General features: G+C 52.9%; 14 protein-coding genes. 2 read left to right on the top strand and 12 right to left on the bottom strand.

Annotated features, from left to right (window positions below; translation table 11 throughout):
- Positions 1-6: 6 nt before the first annotated feature.
- From WBL83_RS07415 to WBL83_RS07395, 5 genes are read right to left on the bottom strand one after another with little or no spacing between them, the layout of a single operon-like run.
- A complete protein-coding gene (locus WBL83_RS07415) occupies positions 7-432 on the bottom strand; it encodes an ion channel (protein WP_424588534.1) in 426 nt (141 codons plus the stop codon).
- 1 nt (position 433) lies between these two features.
- Positions 434-1,456, bottom strand: coding sequence for a DUF2955 domain-containing protein (locus WBL83_RS07410; RefSeq protein WP_424588533.1), 1,023 nt, complete (start codon positions 1,454-1,456; stop codon positions 434-436).
- Positions 1,457-1,467: 11 nt separating this feature from the next.
- Positions 1,468-2,562 carry an HlyD family secretion protein gene (locus WBL83_RS07405; protein ID WP_424588532.1) on the bottom strand — a complete coding sequence of 365 codons (1,095 nt, stop codon included), beginning with the start codon at positions 2,560-2,562 and terminating at the stop codon, positions 1,468-1,470.
- Positions 2,559-4,082: an efflux transporter outer membrane subunit gene (locus tag WBL83_RS07400; RefSeq protein WP_424588531.1), complete on the bottom strand. Its 1,524-nt coding sequence runs from the start codon at positions 4,080-4,082 to the stop codon at positions 2,559-2,561. Before WBL83_RS07400 ends, WBL83_RS07405 begins: the two co-directional genes overlap by 4 nt.
- On the bottom strand, positions 4,072-5,193 hold the full coding sequence (locus tag WBL83_RS07395) for an AI-2E family transporter (protein ID WP_424588756.1): 1,122 nt from the start codon (positions 5,191-5,193) through the stop codon (positions 4,072-4,074). Before WBL83_RS07395 ends, WBL83_RS07400 begins: the two co-directional genes overlap by 11 nt.
- Positions 5,194-6,184: 991 nt before the next feature.
- On the opposite strand from WBL83_RS07395, the gene yahO reads away from it, so the two are divergent.
- Complete coding sequence (gene yahO, locus WBL83_RS07390; protein WP_424588530.1) at positions 6,185-6,463, top strand: DUF1471 family periplasmic protein YahO; 279 nt, start codon at positions 6,185-6,187, stop codon at positions 6,461-6,463.
- A 172-nt stretch (positions 6,464-6,635) separates the two neighbouring features.
- Positions 6,636-8,096: a TrkH family potassium uptake protein gene (locus WBL83_RS07385; RefSeq protein ID WP_424588529.1), complete on the top strand. Its 1,461-nt coding sequence runs from the start codon at positions 6,636-6,638 to the stop codon at positions 8,094-8,096.
- A gap of 169 nt (positions 8,097-8,265) precedes the next feature.
- On the opposite strand, the gene WBL83_RS07380 is transcribed toward WBL83_RS07385, so the two are convergent.
- The 7 genes from WBL83_RS07380 to WBL83_RS07350 all read right to left on the bottom strand — a co-directional run bounded on the left by WBL83_RS07380 (position 8,266) and on the right by WBL83_RS07350 (position 16,777).
- Complete coding sequence (locus tag WBL83_RS07380) at positions 8,266-9,654, bottom strand: amidohydrolase family protein (RefSeq protein WP_424588528.1); 1,389 nt, start codon at positions 9,652-9,654, stop codon at positions 8,266-8,268.
- 15 nt (positions 9,655-9,669) lie between these two features.
- Entirely contained in the window at positions 9,670-10,620 is a 951-nt protein-coding gene (locus WBL83_RS07375) for a carbamate kinase family protein (RefSeq protein WP_424588527.1), read from the bottom strand.
- 135 nt (positions 10,621-10,755) lie between these two features.
- Complete coding sequence (locus WBL83_RS07370; protein WP_424588526.1) at positions 10,756-12,294, bottom strand: xanthine permease; 1,539 nt, start codon at positions 12,292-12,294, stop codon at positions 10,756-10,758.
- Positions 12,295-12,305: 11 nt separating this feature from the next.
- On the bottom strand, positions 12,306-13,718 hold the full coding sequence (locus tag WBL83_RS07365) for a DUF1116 domain-containing protein (protein WP_424588525.1): 1,413 nt from the start codon (positions 13,716-13,718) through the stop codon (positions 12,306-12,308).
- The gene (fdrA, locus tag WBL83_RS07360; RefSeq protein ID WP_424588524.1) at positions 13,715-15,265 is read right to left on the bottom strand and encodes an acyl-CoA synthetase FdrA; all 1,551 of its coding nucleotides are present in this window, start codon (positions 15,263-15,265) and stop codon (positions 13,715-13,717) included. Before fdrA ends, WBL83_RS07365 begins: the two co-directional genes overlap by 4 nt.
- The gene (locus WBL83_RS07355; protein WP_424588523.1) at positions 15,243-15,920 is read right to left on the bottom strand and encodes a DUF2877 domain-containing protein; all 678 of its coding nucleotides are present in this window, start codon (positions 15,918-15,920) and stop codon (positions 15,243-15,245) included. The genes fdrA and WBL83_RS07355 overlap by 23 nt, the downstream gene beginning before the upstream one ends.
- A 251-nt stretch (positions 15,921-16,171) precedes the next feature.
- Positions 16,172-16,777 carry an ankyrin repeat domain-containing protein gene (locus tag WBL83_RS07350; protein ID WP_424588522.1) on the bottom strand — a complete coding sequence of 202 codons (606 nt, stop codon included), beginning with the start codon at positions 16,775-16,777 and terminating at the stop codon, positions 16,172-16,174.
- Between the last annotated feature and the right edge of the window lie 264 nt (positions 16,778-17,041).

Here is a 17,041-nt window from a genome sequence, read left to right as displayed (position 1 = left end):
ATCAGGTTAGTTATTTTGCCCGAACACTTTGCGGATATGGTGCTGCAACACCGCCAGCATACTGGCACCAGACAGGCCAATCATCAGCGCACCGTTCACCGCTTCCAGTGGGCCCAGCAGTTTCCATTCAGCACTCATCACGATATCGCCATATCCGAGTGTGGCGAAGTTCACGCCAGAGTGATAAACCGCTTCTTGCAGGGTCTCAAACTCCCCCAGACAGAGGAACAAAATCCCCCACAGCATAATCTGTAGCAGGTTGCCCATCAGCACGATGATAATGATGCCGAATAGCGCCAGTACTCCTGCCAGCATCCCTTCCCGGTGGTGGAAGCGTTTAATATAAAAACGAATACAGCCGATAGACACCCACGACTGCAACAACATATTCAGCAGGATGACCGGCATCCCCGTTAGTAAAACCAGCAACATATTAATCTCCAGGGGTGGCTTCCACCGCCGGCCGGCCACTCGGGTGCCAGCGTTCAATAATCACAACACACGCCCATCCATAGAGGGCAACCGCAACATATAACGAGCAACGCATGGCAGAGGCCAGCCAGACATCTTTACCAGAGGCGCTATCCTGAATGGCCGGGCCAAACAGGATGAGACAGGTAACCCAGGCGTTACTCCAGAAAGAAGGCGTGAACCGGTTAGCCACCAGCCGCACCAGCCGTCGGCCAACCCACATGCTGACCAGCGCCAGCCAAAGCACCAGCATCAACAGCGAGGGCCAGATACTCAGCCCGAACCACAACACCACCGCCAGCACCGCGCCCATCAGTGTCGAAAACACCAACTCGCGCCCGACCTGTTTCGCCGCCAGGGTGTTGGTTTGCTGCGCCAGCATCACGGTCTTCATTACCGCCGGAATATAGAAAGCGGGATTACTCAGAGCCAGAAGCCAGACAGGCATCACAATCATCACGGCGCGTAACGCCAGGTGATGTGGCGAATCAGGTGCCAGCGCCACCTTCGCCGCCGCAGCCGGAGTGGGATGGGGTGGAAACAGCGCCAGCGCAAACCGGTTTACTACCGTGCCAATGATGATGCCAAGGCCCATCATCTGGGCGATACCTATCGCCAGTGACTGTTCGATAAGACCGGCAATCGGGATGATGGTGACCGCCGTTATCAGTAACATCGCCTGGGTGCCTTTTCCCCCTAGCCCCATCAACATCAGCAAATACAGCAACAGGCCGGTAAACAGCAGTGCGGGCATCGGATAGTGCGTCAGCAAAGGCACCATCAACACCCCGCCAATCATGGTCGCCATCAGCACAACGCCAACCACGATGCCCTTTTTGATCGGTAACGGTTTGCCCTGACACAGCACAATCCAGGCCATGATGCAGCCGAGATGAGGCATCGGTAGCGCCAGCCCATAGCAGACAAACGCCGCAACGGCTGTCCCGATGCTAATTCTCAGTACGGCGCGATCTCCGTTATGCATGGTGCAGCACCTTAGTAGATATACGAGAACAGGCTCATCAACCGTATGTAGATGCTACCTAAAAAGCTCATCAGGCCACTGCCGTTCGCATACACCAGCACATCTGCTTGCCCGCCGACCCGCAAACCTGCAACGGGCGGTAAGTCATCTTTAGAGAAGGCAATCTTCACCGGGAAACGCTGCGCCTGACGCAACCAGTCACGGTTGTTGTCGACCGTTGGCAGCACGCCCGCAGGCTGACTTTGGGAAGCACTGATGCCGTAACCGATACTGCGTACCTGCCCTTTGAAAATATGACCGGGCATGCTGTCGAGCAGAATGGCAACTTCCGCACCGGGCTTCACATTGCCAATGTTGTTCTCGGTCATGTCGGCGCTAATCCAGACATCGTTAATCGCCACCAGCGTCATCACGGGCGCACCCGCCCCAAGGAACTGGCCGATATCGGTACGCAGATCGGTGACCAGCCCACGGTTGGTGGCAACGACAACGGTATTTTTTCGATCCAACTCGGCTTTATGCACCGCAGAACGCGCACTCAGCAGTTGGGAGTTTTTGTCACCCGCAACGCCTGCGGCTTCAGTGGCACGGCGCACGTCAGCTGCCGCTGCTGCCATCTGGCTTCGGGCGGTTTCACGTGTGGCCTGGGCGACTTCAAGGCGGCGAACGGAAATCGTGCCCGGGTCTTCACGGTACAGACGCTCCTGGCGCTCAGCATCTTTAGCGGCATTCTGGTAAGCGGCAGTCGCCGCCTGCAATCCCGCTTTGGAGGCGGCAATGGTTTCAGTATTCGCCTTAACCGAACTCAGCACCGTTTCGTAGTCCGAACGCGCTTTTGCCAGTGCGATATCGTAAGGCTCAGGATCCAGTTCGAATAACCGGGCACCGGGTTCAACCTGTTGATTGTCCTTCACATACACTTTCTGGATCTGGCCTGCGACCTCGGCGGATATCGGGATCACAAACGCCTGGATCCTGGCCTGCGAGGTATACGGCGTGAGTCTGTCAGCCGCTAAATACCAGCAGAGCAGGACAACGATCGCCGCGAGGAGCGTGAACACTCCGCGACGACTTGCTTTTCCCGCCGGGGATGTGGGTTCGGTCATTGCTGTTTACCTTCTTTATGATCGGTTGCTGCTGGCAGAGGGGCATCAAGCAGTGGGATCCAGTCATCCCGCTGACGTAAATGGGCGTCTGTTTCTTTGTCGACCAACGGACGCTGTCGCCCTTTTTCCCAACCGCCACCCAGGGCTTTGTAGAGCGTTATCAGATCGCGCATCAGAGCACCCCGGCTGTTCACCAGACGTTCCTGTTGATTGAACAAGGCTCGTTGCGAATCCAGTACTCGCTGGAAGTCAGCCATCCCCTCGCGATATTGCGTATTAGCAATCTCCAGAGAACGGTTAGCCGCCTCCCCTGTTTGGGTCAGCAACTCGATTTCATCTTTGTCATTGGCATAGGCGATGGCGGCATCGTCGACTTCGCGCGCCGCCTGGAACACGGAATCACGATAGCGTTCATGCAGTTGCAGGAAGCGAGCATCCTGGACTAACACCTGATTTCCGAGCCGCCCTTGATCGAGCAGGTTCCAGCTAAACGTTGGCCCGGCAGCCCAGGACAGGGTGCTGCTGTCACCATCACGCCCGCTTATCCCAACACTGCCGATAAGTGAAATGGAGGGATAGAGTTCAGCTTCTGCCACGCCGATAAGCGCCGACTGAGCCGCCAGCTGGCGTTCGGCGACCCGCACATCTGGCCGACGGCGTAGTAAATCTGCAGGCAGATCGGAGACCAGCGACAGATTGCCTTGCGGCAGCTCGCCCGTGTTGGTCGCCATTTCTGACAGTGGGCCTGGTTTTCGTGCCAGCAGCACGCTCAGCGCGTTCTGGCTCTGGCGCAGGCTGGTTTCAAGTTGAGGAATACTGGAGAGCGTCGACAGGTACTGGGTTTTCGCTTGTTGCACATCCAGTTCAGCGCTGTTGCCACTGAGGAACAGCTTCTCGGTGATCTCGAGGCTGCGCCGTTGAATTTTGGCGTTGCTCTGGGTGATGTCCAGCCGCGCTTCGAGGGTGCGAATATTCACATAGATCTGCGCCACCTGGGCGGCCATCAGCACCTGAATATCATCGTACTGTGCAAGAGTGGCGAAGTAATTCGCGTCGGCTGATTCAACACCGCGCTGGAACTTGCCCCAAAAATCAATTTCCCAGCCCAGATTGAAGCCTGCACCATAGGTGGTGCTTGAGATGTAGCGGTTCTCACGTTGCTGGCCGCCGGTAATCACCTCACCCGTTCCGATGGTCGCCTGCGGGCCCATTAAGCTCTCAGCAATCCCCAGTTGGGCGCGTGATTCCAGGATCCGCAGCCCGGCAATCTTCACATCCGGGTTCTTTCGTAACGCCTCGTTGATCAGCGCCGTCAGCGTCGGATCGTTGAGCTGGATCCACCACTGATCGTAGTTCTGCGAGGGCGTTTTAGAAGACATTCCCTTCGTTGTTGGCTGCCACTGGTTTATTTCCGGAACCTGTGGGGTTTTATAATCAGGCCCCAAAACAGTACATGCGGACAAGACCAGGCAGGCGCCCCCTGATAGCAGGAAGCGCCCAAAGCGACTATCAAAGAGCATTTGGTCCGCTCGCCACCGTCGCCGCCCCGTCCGGACCCTGGTTGACCCAGGCCATAAAGATACGATAACCGATGGACAGCAAGGTTGCCCCGACGAACATGCCGAGAATACCGCTAGCCGCCATCCCACCCAGCGCACCGATCAGCACCACAGGCATTGGCGCATCCACACCGCGTCCCAGCAACAAAGGCTTGAGGACGTTATCGGCCATACCTGCAACCACCAGCAGAATGGTGAAGATGATATTCATCGCGGTGCCGTGATCGCCGGTCATCCACATAATGGCGATAGCCGGAGCGGTAACCAGGATAACAGGAACCTGAGCGATACCCAGAATCAGCGCGAGGATAAAGAAGATACCGACCGCAGGAATACCCGCAATGGCCATGACAATCCCTGCCAGCAACGCCTGAATGAAGGCCACACCGATAACCCCCATCGCAACGGCACGGATGGTGCTGGTGCACAGTCTGGTCAGCGCCAGGCCTCTGCGTTCATCGGTAATACGAATGGCGATGCGCTCAGAGCTCAGTGCACCTGCCGCACCCCAGGCCATCATGATACCGGCCACGATGAAGGAGAAGACAAAGCCAATTAAGCCGCCGCCCATGCTAGCCAGCACGCCAACAACTTGTTTCGCGATATCCCCTAACTGCGGACGATAGTTATTGATAAGACCAGGTAAATCCGTCGACGCTTTGTTCCACATCGCGTACGCTTTATCACCCACAACAGGAATATCAGCGACGTTCGCAGAAGGTGGCGGAATAACCAGGCTATCGTTGCCGACTTTATCCACCAGGTTACTGACGCTATCGCCCAAAGAGCTCAACATCGCAACGGTTGGCACCACGATTAACAAAATCCCAAGCAATACCAGCACCGTGGCAGCCCAGCCTTGTTTTCCGCCCATGCGAGCCGCAAAACGCTGATGCAACGGATACAGTGTGACCGCCAAAATAAGCGCCCACAGCAACATATTCATAAAGGGTGAAACGATAGTAAAACAGAAGGAACCTAGCGCCAGGATAAGACCGAGCTTGATGAACATATCCAGAAATCTGGCAACCAGTCTTTTTTCTACGACGGTGGATAGTTCGTTATTTTCCATGATGAGGTTATTCCAATTAATAGTGACCACGTAGTTATCCTGGCCGGGCACAATAAAGGCACGCCAGTAGATAGCTGGTATTGCATTAAAATAGTTAAACGTTTATTTCGCTAATGAGAATGAATTCAATAATGACTGAATTGATTTCACTATTTCCATGATAGAACAATCAGGCATTCTTGCAAAGAATGTAACGCGGCGGGGTAATGAATAGTTTAATATCTAAAAACCGACATATAAAACAATTCAATATATTCAACTTTCTTATAATTAATGGTTTTTATAAGAACTATCCTGTCAAGTTATCAGCATTTAATGCTGCGAATGAGTTCTTTTTTGCTGGCATGTGTTATGTAAGCAGTTGTAATGCTCGCAATGCCGATGAAAATACCACTTAGGAGTGAGCTTAACCGCATTTACGGCTCAACATACATAAGCATTATATGCATGTAAAACCTGATAATTTAGTATTATTGAATAATTAAAAACCAGTCTGCCTCTATAAAACCAGACGTGAGAATGACTTAGCCCACTCAGTTAGCGCGGTAATTAAAAATCACCCTTGTAGCACATAAAAATGCAAAGTGTTTTTTATTTTTAATTAAACACTTATTGTCTGGATAAAATTAAATTTATTATTCTGGCATCACTTTCAGCGATGGGAATAAACAGCCTCACGCTATTTTATTCTTAAAGATGGATGCCTCTGACTTTTATCCACCATACAACACCTTTTCTTTTCCCGGTTAGTGAGCACCTCACAAAGTCGGTATAAATATGTCGTTCGGGTTAGCTAAGTGTCACCTGATGACTTCCTCACCCTCTCTTTGGCTGGCAACCAAATCGTTTCTAAAACCCTTTTAAAAAGGCATAAGATATTTCTATTTATCTATTTTTAAACAATAAAAAGTGGCAAAACTCAAAATCTGAACCATAGTCATTAGCGTAGGGATCGCATTTTATTTTCCACAACCAACAAATGAGGTTTGTCATGAAAATAGCGCAAGTCATTATTGCAACTATCGCTTTGGGCGCAGTGTCTTTTGGCGCGATGTCCGCTGAGTTGTTGACCAAGGAAGCTTATAACGACCATAAAGACCAGTATGTGAAAATCGGGACTATCACCACCAGCGGCGAAACAGCGCCAAGTGATGCCAAAGAAGAGCTATCCAAAAAGGCAGATGAGTTGGGTGGCCAGTTTTACGTTGTGACCTCTGCTGATACCGAGAATAAAATTCACGGTACAGCCGATGTGTACAAGAAGAAGTAAGCGCTATTCTGGTTAACTAAAAATGGGCAACTTTTGCGTTGCCCATTCGATTTATCTCTCATCCCGCCACAGCAGACCACTTTCCCCCCCTAAAATACCCTATACTTTGCCACCCGTACCTGACTGACATACCCGTTAGCATCTGAATAACACAGGTATCTGGATTTATCTGATGTATATATCAACCCGTTTTAGAATCGTTATCCACCTCTGCGCTTTTTTGGTGGTGCTTTACAGCTTGACCATGATCCCACCCATGGTGCTGGCATTAATTGAGAAAGACCGCAGCCTGTTTGGTTTTCTTTATACCTTTATCATCACCTTTTCCCTTGGGGGCATAGGTTGGGCCGTCACCGGGCGCACCAACATTCAGCTTGAAACGCGTGATGGATTTATCATCATCGTGCTGTTTTGGCTGCTGTTCTCGGTTATCAGCGCCATGCCGCTGTGGCTTGACGATAGCTACAATGTGTCGCTTGCGGATGCCATCTTTGAAGGGGTTTCGGGCATTACCACCACCGGTGCTTCTGTTTTTCATGATGTCTCAAGCCTGCCAAAGTCGATTCTCTATTATCGCGCGCAGCTTAATTTTGTCGGCGGGTTAGGCGTTATCGTGCTGGCGGTCGCCGTACTGCCGCTGCTTGGCATTGGGGGCATGAAGCTTTATCAATCCGAAATGCCTGGGCCATTTAAAGAAGAACGCCTCACTCCTCGCCTTGCGGATACCGCAAAAAGCCTGTGGCTGACTTACCTGCTGCTAGGGGCTGCGTGTACGCTTGCCTTCTGGCTTGCGGGAATGCCGTTCTTTGATTCGCTGTGTCACGGGCTTTCTACCGTTTCACTTGGCGGGTTCTCAACCCAGACTGAGAGCATTGGTTTTTACAATAGCTACGCTATCGAGATGGTGGCGGGAGGATTTTCGTTACTCTCGGCGATCAACTTTACGCTCTATTTTGTGGCGCTGGCACGCCGCAGCATTACCCCGTTTCTCAAGAGTGCCGAGCTGCGATTCTTCCTGATAGTCGCAAGTATCGTCATTATGATTATTACCCTCGAAGTCTGGCGAGCGGGAATGTACTCGCTGCCTGCGTCGTTTGTGCACGCCTTTTTCCTCACCAGTTCGATGATTACCGACAACGGTCTGGCGACAGCGGATTACGCCTCCTGGCCGGTACACACCATCGTTTTGCTGCTGTTGGCGAGTTTTTTTGGCGGCTGTGTGGGGTCAACCTGCGGGGGAATCAAAGCACTGCGTTTCCTGGTGTTATTTAAGCAAAGCCGCCATGAAGTGCATCAACTGGCGCACCCGCGCGCGATTATGAGTATTCGCGTGGGTAACTCGCCGGTGAATGACCGGGTTTTGCGCTCGGTGTGGAGCTTTTTCTTCCTCTACGTGGTGTGCACCTGTTTCTTTATCTGGATGCTCAACCTGCAGGGATATGACTTGTTGACCTCGTTCGCCACCGTCGCGGCCTGTATCAACAATATGGGATTGGGATTTGGTGAAACCGCAGCAGGATTTGGCACATTGAGTGACAGTGCCAAATACCTGATGTGCGCGGCGATGTTGTTGGGGCGACTGGAGATTTATCCGGTGTTGATTTTGTTATCCCGAACGTTCTGGCGCAGTTAATACATTTTATGGTGGATGACGCTTCGCTTATCCACCCTACAAAACTGGCGCAATTGATAAACTTTATGGTGGATGACGCTTCGCTTATCCACCCTACATAAGTACAACACTTATCTCTTCGTAGGTCGGATAAGCGAAGCGTCATCCGACACCACTCACCCGCCCACCACTAAACGCCGAGCTCGCCCCACACCAAATTACCTTTATGGAATGTGGCGGTGCGTGGGGAAATCCGCGCCACCGCTTCGGCGGAACAGGACGCGTCCACCAGCACGAAGCTGGCTTCATCCTGCGCTTTCGGCCACACGCGTTCGCCTTTGTCGTTCAGCGGCAGCACGTTGCCGGTGGCAATCGCCAGCGAGCGCGAAAGGTTCTCTTCACTTACACGCATATAAAGCTGCGCGTAGAGGTTGGCTTTTTCCAGCATGTCGCCCAGGCCATACGGCGACCAGTGGTCAATCACGCTGTCGGTGCCGGTCATCACAAACACGCCCTTCTCTTGTAACTGTTTGAGCGGCATATGCATCGTGCCAATCGGCACCGTTGAAGCGATGGTGATCTGTTGTGCCGCCATGCGCGTGGCGATAGCGTCCACTTCTTGCTCGTTCATCATCGCCAGCGCAAAGGCGTGGCTGATAGTGACTTTGCCTTTCAGCTCCGGGGTTTTCTCCACCGTTTCCACCATATAATTCACCGCGGCAATGCCCGCCGGGCTGGTTTCATGCAGGTGAATATCGACGCCTTTTTTGTAGTCGATAGCAATCTGGAACATGGTATCCAGCGACTTTTCCATCGCACCGTCGACGTTCGTCGGATCAAGCCCGCCAACGTAGTGGGCACCCGCTTGCATCGCATCACGCATCAGCTGTACCGAGTTTGAATGCAGCAAACCATGTTGTGGGAACGCCACGATCTCACACTCAAATCCCGCTTTGCGGCGCGCTAAAACCGCCATTAAGTTTTCGAGATTTTTCAGCCCGGAAACCGGCTCGATGTTGCAATGACTGCGGGCGATGGTCGAGCCTTTCGACTGAATCAAATCAATCAGCTTTTCGGCACGTTCCTGAGTGACGGGTTGCAACTCCGGCAACAGCTTTTGCTCAAGGGCAATCATATCCAGAATGGTGGTGCCCGCCGGGCGGTTATGCACGCGCCACGGGCCGCCGTAGAAGGTTTTATCAAGATGAATATGCATGTCGCGCATCGCAGGCAGCAACAATTTTCCCGACGCATCGTAATGCGCAAGTGTGGCGTCAGGATGCTGTTTATTGCCGAGCAGCGCCGCAATTTTGCCGTCTTTAATCTCCAGCGTTTTCAGCTCGGTTTCCGTTCCCACCACATTTTGCCCGTCGCGGCGAAATCCCGCTTCCAGCAGAACGTTGTCGAGGTAATAGTGCGATTCTTTGATGGCGCTCATTCGATTGTCCGTTTCACAGGCGATGGAAGCTGGTTTAGCAGCATACGCCATTGAACCGGTGGCGCCAAAAAGTGCGCAGGCCGCAGCCACTTTAGTCCCACCGCTTAAAAATTCACGACGGCTTTTTTCTGCATTATTCATCGAGTTCTCCCGCTCTTAAGTGTTAACAATGTGAGTCCCGGTTTCGCCACGCAGGGCGGCGGGTAATTTTTCTGGGGTAGTGATAATCACGCGTTTACCGCCATTGCGCAGGAACGTCAGGCTGGCGGTGATTTTCGGCAGCATGCTTCCCGGTGGAAAATGCCCTTGCGCGCTGAAATGCGCCATTTGTTCGACGGTGACTTCATCGAGCGCACGCTGTTCTGGCTTGCCAAAATGAATACACACTTTTTCCACACCCGTGGTGATAACCAGAATATCGGCCTTCACTTCCTGGGCGAGCAGCGCGGTGGAGAGATCTTTGTCGATAACCGCATCCACGCTCTGGTACTCACCTTGCTCGGTGCGGACAACAGGAATGCCACCACCACCCGCGCCAATCACCACAAAACCTTGCTTGATCAGCGCACTGATGGCGTCCGCTTCGACGATACGTTTTGGTTCCGGTGACGCTACTACACGACGGTAGCCGCGCCCGGAATCTTCGACAAACTGCCAGTCAGGATGGGCGACTTTCAGCGCCTCACTTTGCTGTTCGCTAAAGAACGCGCCAATCGGTTTGGTGGGATGGGTGAAATTCGGATCACGGGGATCCACTTCCACCTGTGTAATCACGGTGACCGCTTTTTTCTCGCCGTATTTTACCAGGCGGTTATTCAGCGCTTGTTGAATCAAATAACCGATGCCGCCCTGAGTATCGGCAACACAGTTCGCCAGTGGCGTGAGGGGCAATCCCTCTTTCTCATGGGCGATTTCTGCACGACGCAAATCCAGCCCCACTTGCGGGCCGTTGCCGTGAGTCAGCACGATGTCGTAGTCCGACGAGAGCATTTCCAGCACCGTTTGAGCGACTTCTTTCACTGCGATTTGCTGATGTTCAACTGACTGGCTGGCGTTATCTTTGATGATGCTGTTGCCGCCAATGGCTACCACCACGAGTTGTTTCATTATTTTATCCTTGTAGGGTACGGACGCCTTCACCCCGGCCCTCTCCCCCAGGAGAGGGAGAAAACCAGCTAACGCTTATCGACCCTACGCCATTCAAACGTAGGGCGGATAAGCAACGCGTCATCCGCCATTTTTTTAAACGGAAGCCGCCACTTCTGACGCCGCTTCACGTCTGTCCAGCACATGCTTCACCACAAACATCGCGCCCATCATCAAATAGGCGGTGACGAACATCAGCGAACTGCCCTGCGCAAAGCCCACCATCGGCGCGTGGATCACGCCAAACAGTGCCAGCAACGCACCGACCGCCGCTGCCACCGCACCGCGTAACGGCTTGTTGATAATCGCGAATATCGCCACGCAGCCCCACAACATACTGGCAAGCGGTGCGCCGTTGCCAAGATGCACCAGCCCTTGATAAAACACGCCTTTGTGCGCCAGCGCTTCCGGGCCGATTTTCGCCGCCGTTGTGCCCGCTGCGGCCATCACGCTATTCACCATGGTCAGCGCCCAGTTGGCTATCCACGGGAACAGACAGATGAAGATAACCGGCACCTCTATTTTCGGCGTTTCGCGCACCACCTGGTTTGCGGTCACCACGCCGATAAACACCAGAATTGGCACAATCGCGGTCATCGGAATAATGGCGAGCATGAACGCGCCCAAACCAAACAGCGGCACGATAAACATCGTCACACCGGACGCCAGCGTGTAACCGATGCTCGCGCCCATCGCTTTCCAGCCAGCGTGGCCGACATACACCGTGACCGGGAACGGGTTCCCCATCAGACAGCCAAGCGTGGAAGCAAGGCCGTTGGTCAGCATCACTTTACGGGTGTTGTATTCGTCACCCGCCGCGTGGGCGCTTTCGATGTTTTCCAGGTCAAAAATGTAGTTCGCCAGTCCCAACGGCACCGCGGATGCCAGGTACGGCAGCGCGTGCGGCAAGCCTTGCAGGAAGCTATCGACATGAATCGATGGCGGGTTAAAGCCGAACGAGGACATCGACGCTTTGATGGCTTCCGGGCTTTGCAGGCCAGAAATCCACGCCAGTGCGGTACCGGCCACCAACAGCAATAAGCCAGTAGGAATCCGGGCAAAAATCGGCTTTTTGCCAAACCAGTTAATAAAGATAAGCAGCAGCACGATGAAGGAAACCGTTGGCGCTTCAAATGCCTGCAACATCGGGTTCATCGCCAACAGCAACAAACCTAACCCCGACAAACACGACAGCAGCACGGTTCGCGGGATCATCTTGCGGATGGTTTCGCCCAGGAACGAACCGCCCACCAGAATCATCGCTTCAACAAAACACCACACCAGGCCAATCTGAATCGCAAATTCGGCATCGCCGGTTTGCTGGTAGACCGGCATCAATACCAAAAATGTCACGGTAAAGATCGACGGCGCACTTGGCCCGGAAGGCAGCGCGGTCACATCTTTGCGCCCGGTCTCTTTCGCCAGTTGCAGGCCAAACCACGCGTAGCAAATGCTCGCCACCAGCACCGCCAGCCCGAAGGCTGGCGCAATGCGCCCGTAAACAATCTCCGTCGGAATACCCACCACAAAAATGAGTAACCCCATCATGGTCAGCAAGTTAGTCAGGTTGTTGGTCATCAACCCGAAATATGCCGCCCAGTCACCGCGTTTCCACTCAAGCTTAACGTTTGTCATCGGGGTATCCCTCAGAAAGAGTAACGCTCACCAAAGGCGAGCAGAGCCTTCTCAAAACATTCGAACGGCGGATGCACAATCCCGGCGCCAATCATGCCGATACCCGCGTCTTTGTGGGCAATGGCGGTGTTGATCACCGGCAAAATGCCGCTGTTGCCAACACGCGTGATGTCGATGGCAGTCGGGATCCCCATAAACGACAGCAGCGGAATGGTGACGTTCGGGTTTTCGCCGAGCGTGATTTCGCGCATCTGGCGTGAGAAATCAATCGCTTCGTCAACCGTGCCGCCGACCAGCGCCACAATCGCCGGAGCCGTCGCCATGGCAAAACCGCCGATGCCGTAGGTTTCAGTAATCGCGCTGTCGCCAATATCCAGCCCGGAATCCGCCGGTTTGTAACCGGCAAACATCGGGCCGATCACCTGCTGAGCCGGGCCGGTAAACCATTGGCCTGGCAGACCGCTGACGCGCAGGCCAAATTCCACACCGTTACGCGCCATGGTGGTGACGACGGTGCTGTATTCGATGCCGTGCGCTGCGTCCATCGCCGCTTTGCACATCGCCATCCACGTCGGGCCGGAGAAGTAGTCGCTGCTGGCGACAAAATCGAACACCTCTTTTTGCTGCGCAACGGTGAACCTGGTCTGAATAATCCACGGCGTCAGCGCCTGAATCAGCAACGTGGTGCCCGCGTTGTTGCGGTTGTGGCACTCGTCGCCCATATGCAGCGCCTGCGCCAGCATCAAACGTAAATCGATCTCACCTGCGAGCTTCATCGCATCACGCAGCATTGGGCCGAGCACATCGCGCATCCAGATAAGGCGGTCGATTACGCTCTGGTCGTTGGCTCCCATGCGCAGGATTTTTGCCATCTGTTCGCTGAGGTTGGTGTATGCGCGGTTGCCGTAGGTTTTGTTTTCGACGATATGCATAAACATCGAGGCCGATGTCACGCCCGCCATAGACCCCACGCAGTCGTGTTCGTGGCATGGCGAGAAGATGATTTCGCCGGAAGCAGCCAGCTGCGCGGCCTCATCAATATTCGCCGCCAGCCCTTCAAACACCAGCGCGCCGGTGACCGCGCCTTTCATCGCGCCGCACATATTTTCCCAGGCGACAGGCGGCCCGGCGTGCAAAATGGTGTTGCGCGTCATGCCCGGCACCACGTTTATCGCCTGGTCATAACCCACTAAAACCGGTTGCGACTGAATGATGCGCTCAACGGCAAGCTTGTTGGCTGCGGCGACTTTATCTGCAAGCTCAGGTACGGCAATGGCATCCAGCGACTTCACCACGGCCAGGTTGCCCTGCCCCGGCGGCGTCCAGTCCAGTTGGGTCACAGGAACGTTCTGCTTTTTCAAATCGTCGCTAAACATCGCAATGCCGACGTTAATCACGTTCAGCGGTTGGTTGAACAGACTCATTGTGCTTTCTCCTTGCAGACAAACTCACGCGCCAGCAGACCGGTGTTGGTACTGCTGCTTGCCCAGATAACGCCAGCATCCGTCAGCATCTGGCACTGCTGCGCAAGCGAAGGGGTGTCCAAATCCGTACCCAGTACGTAGCCCAAAATTTCCAGATGACGTCCGTCGCGGGCGGCAATGGCTTTCGCTTCTTTGATGGCATCGAGCATCACGCCGACCGGGTTTTCGTGCGAGCCGTAACCCAGCACGAAATCCATCGCAATCACGCCCACTTCCGGATCACGCGCTTCTTGCAACAGGCGGCTGATACGGTTGGTCGGGTCAATCATCGGGTGCGGTTTGCCGTTGGTGAAATCGTCGTCGCCGAAATCGAGGAAAGTGTGCGCAACGCTGATATTCACGTCTTTGAGGCGATATTCCGGATTGGGGTGAATATTGCTGTACACGTCAGAGTATTTTTCCAGCGCGGCAAACATCGCTTCATCACACAGCGTGCCGCCGCAGAACAGCGCACGAATGTACTTCTGCTCAGGCTTAAGGCGCGCGCGAACTTCTTCGATAAGCGGCCAGTTAAGCGGATGTAAATCCAGTGATTCTTTCTTAATTCCGGTGAGCAGAACCGCTTTTAGCGCGGCCTCTTTGGTGGCACGGGCAAACTGTAACCCCGCTTCATCTTCAGGGGTTTGCTGGGTACCGAGGAAGCACACCACAACAGGTTTGCGACAAGCTTGCGCACGTTGCAGCACTTTACGCGCCACCGTTTCAGCAGGCGGTTTTGAGACCAGCACAATCACGTCGGTTTGCGCGTCATCTTCCAGCATCTGAATCGCATCGAGCATCATGATGCCGCCGATTTTCTCGCTTAAATCACGCCCGCCGGTGCCGATGAGTTGCGAAACGCCGCCGCCAAACTCATGAATGCGCACGCTTAACTCCTGGCTGCCGGTTCCCGACGCGCCGACGATTCCGATAGACCCGCGACGCACCGCGTTGCCAAAACATAATGCTGCGCCGTTGATGATAGCCGTGCCGCAATCTGGCCCCATCATCAGCAAGCCTTTGCTGTGCGCGAGTTGTTTCAGTGCCAGTTCATCTTCCAGAGAAACGTTGTCGGAAAACAACATCACATTAAGATTGTTTTCCAGCGCCTGACGCGCTTCGCGAGCGGCAAAAGCTCCGTTGACAGAAATCACCGCGAGGTTGCTTTCCGGCACGTTGTGGCTTGCGCTCGTCAGGGTGGCGTAGCGGGCTTCGTGGCGTGAGCCGCCAGTGTCTTTGCGGGTGAACAACCCTTCGATGGCCTCAAGTGTGGCGTCGTTTGCCGCATCGCTCGTGCCTTTGATAACGATCATCAGGTCGCCATTTTTGGCCTGCTCCAGCTCGTCGTTTAACAAGCCGAGGTTTTTCAGCACGCCTTTGTTCATCTCGGTGGCCATCGCCACAAACGCCTGTTCAACCCCGTCAAGCTGGTTAGCTTTGGTTGAGATGGACATCAGTGAGACAGAATCAAAATAGGTATTCTTTTTAATCACAATCCTGGTCGACATAATTTCCTCCGTTAATTTTGGTCAACGCGAAGGCGTCCGCCATGCCGCAAAGCATGTCGCATCCTGAACTTGACCCTATTTTTTTAATTTCATTAATAAACTGCTGAATATGTTGTTGTTCGCCATTCAATACGTGATAAATAAAATTATGAATACTTTCGCGAAAGCGTTGGTCAATAGCCTCACGCAGCGTAATGGCACTGAGCAGCGTGGTTTTATTTTTGGCTCGTGCTAATACCGAAATAAACAGCGGGCGATATTGACGTGCCGGATGGCCACTAATAAATAACACCGCACTTAATCCGGAAAGATAATCATCACCTGTTGGCGTCAGCCCAATACCTAATCCCAACAGCGATGTCATCTCATTTTCAATCGCGCAAAGATTTCCATCCTGCAAGGCTAAAATAAGTTTCTTGCGATGCCATTGCAGCAACCGACTCATTTCCTGATAAAAAATATTATCGCTGTGAAAATAGAATAATGACGAACTGTCCATCACACTGGCCTGGATAATTTGCGCCAGATTTTGCCAGTCAATTTGTTGTCTACGTTGTTGGCTTAAATAAAGTGCATCGGGTTGCCAGCGTATACAACGCGATATATCAATGCGTTTATCGTTGCCAATATCAATGCCGTTACTGTGAAAACTCACCCGTTCACCGGGGTGGAATCGGTCCTGACAATGCTCAAGTGCTAAACGGCAGCTGTTTGGTGCGTTATCACAATCGGTGCTGAGCAAGGTGTAAATCTGTTGGCTTTCAGGGAGGTGAATATTGACCGCCCGGGAAAATACCTGCTCAACATAACCGTTTGTAAAAATTGAGTTTAAAAACGCACCGTCTGCCGTTCTGGCAAAGAAGCACTGCCGCTCAATTGAGCCTGCGATAGTGCGTCTCCTGTGTTTTAAGCACCAAACTTAACCAGCAATTCGGCAATTTCGTGATAACCCTTTTCACGTGCCAGTGACAGCGGAGATTTGCCGTATTTGTCGGTCATGTGCGGGTTAGCGCCATGTTCCAGCAGCAGCCTGACGATCTCTTGCTGCTTAGCCCCACCGTCATTGAGCACAATGGCTTCAAGCAGTGGCGTCCAGCCCACAAAGTTCGTGTGATTAACATTGATATCGGTATGCGTAACTAATTCACGGACAATTTCCACGTGGCCTTTTTCGCTGGCAGGGGTAATACCCACTCCGCCAAAGCGCGATAAACAATTCAAATCAGGATTGGCCGGTAAAATTAAACGCAGCAAGGTTAAGTCATTATTCAGGCAACTTAACAAGAAAGGGTTAAAACAGGTTTGGTCTTGTTTATTAATATCAGCACCTGATGAAATTAAATACTCCACACAATCATATTTTTTATGCAAACTGGCGAGGGTAATTGCGGTGCGCCCCTGGCGGTTGGTGGCATCAATATCCACGCCGTCATTAAGGCATTGTTTTAAATTTTCCAGTTGGCCGTGTTCGGCGGCATTTAGAAATTCGGCAATGAGTTCTTTCTGAGACATATCCATACTCCCATACTTTTGCTATTTCTGATGAATTGAGAATAGCAACACTGTCGGCGCTTTAACATCCGTTTAAAAATCATTCATCGTAAGGGGAGTCATTATTGAGTAGTATTCAACAATGAAGGCAAAATGTGCTTTAGCGCAATCTTTTACCTATGAAACATGGCGTTTAAACACCTGACAGTGTGTGCTGGAGTGGATGGCGAATGCCTTGGTGGGCGTGGGATGAAAAGGATTATCAGAAGTGTGATTCGCTTCAAA

It is taken from the genome of Buttiauxella sp. (assembly GCF_049686335.1).
Taxonomy (GTDB): domain Bacteria; phylum Pseudomonadota; class Gammaproteobacteria; order Enterobacterales; family Enterobacteriaceae; genus Buttiauxella.
Note: the sequence above shows the minus strand (reverse complement) of the source record. Positions and strands in the feature narration are given on the sequence as shown.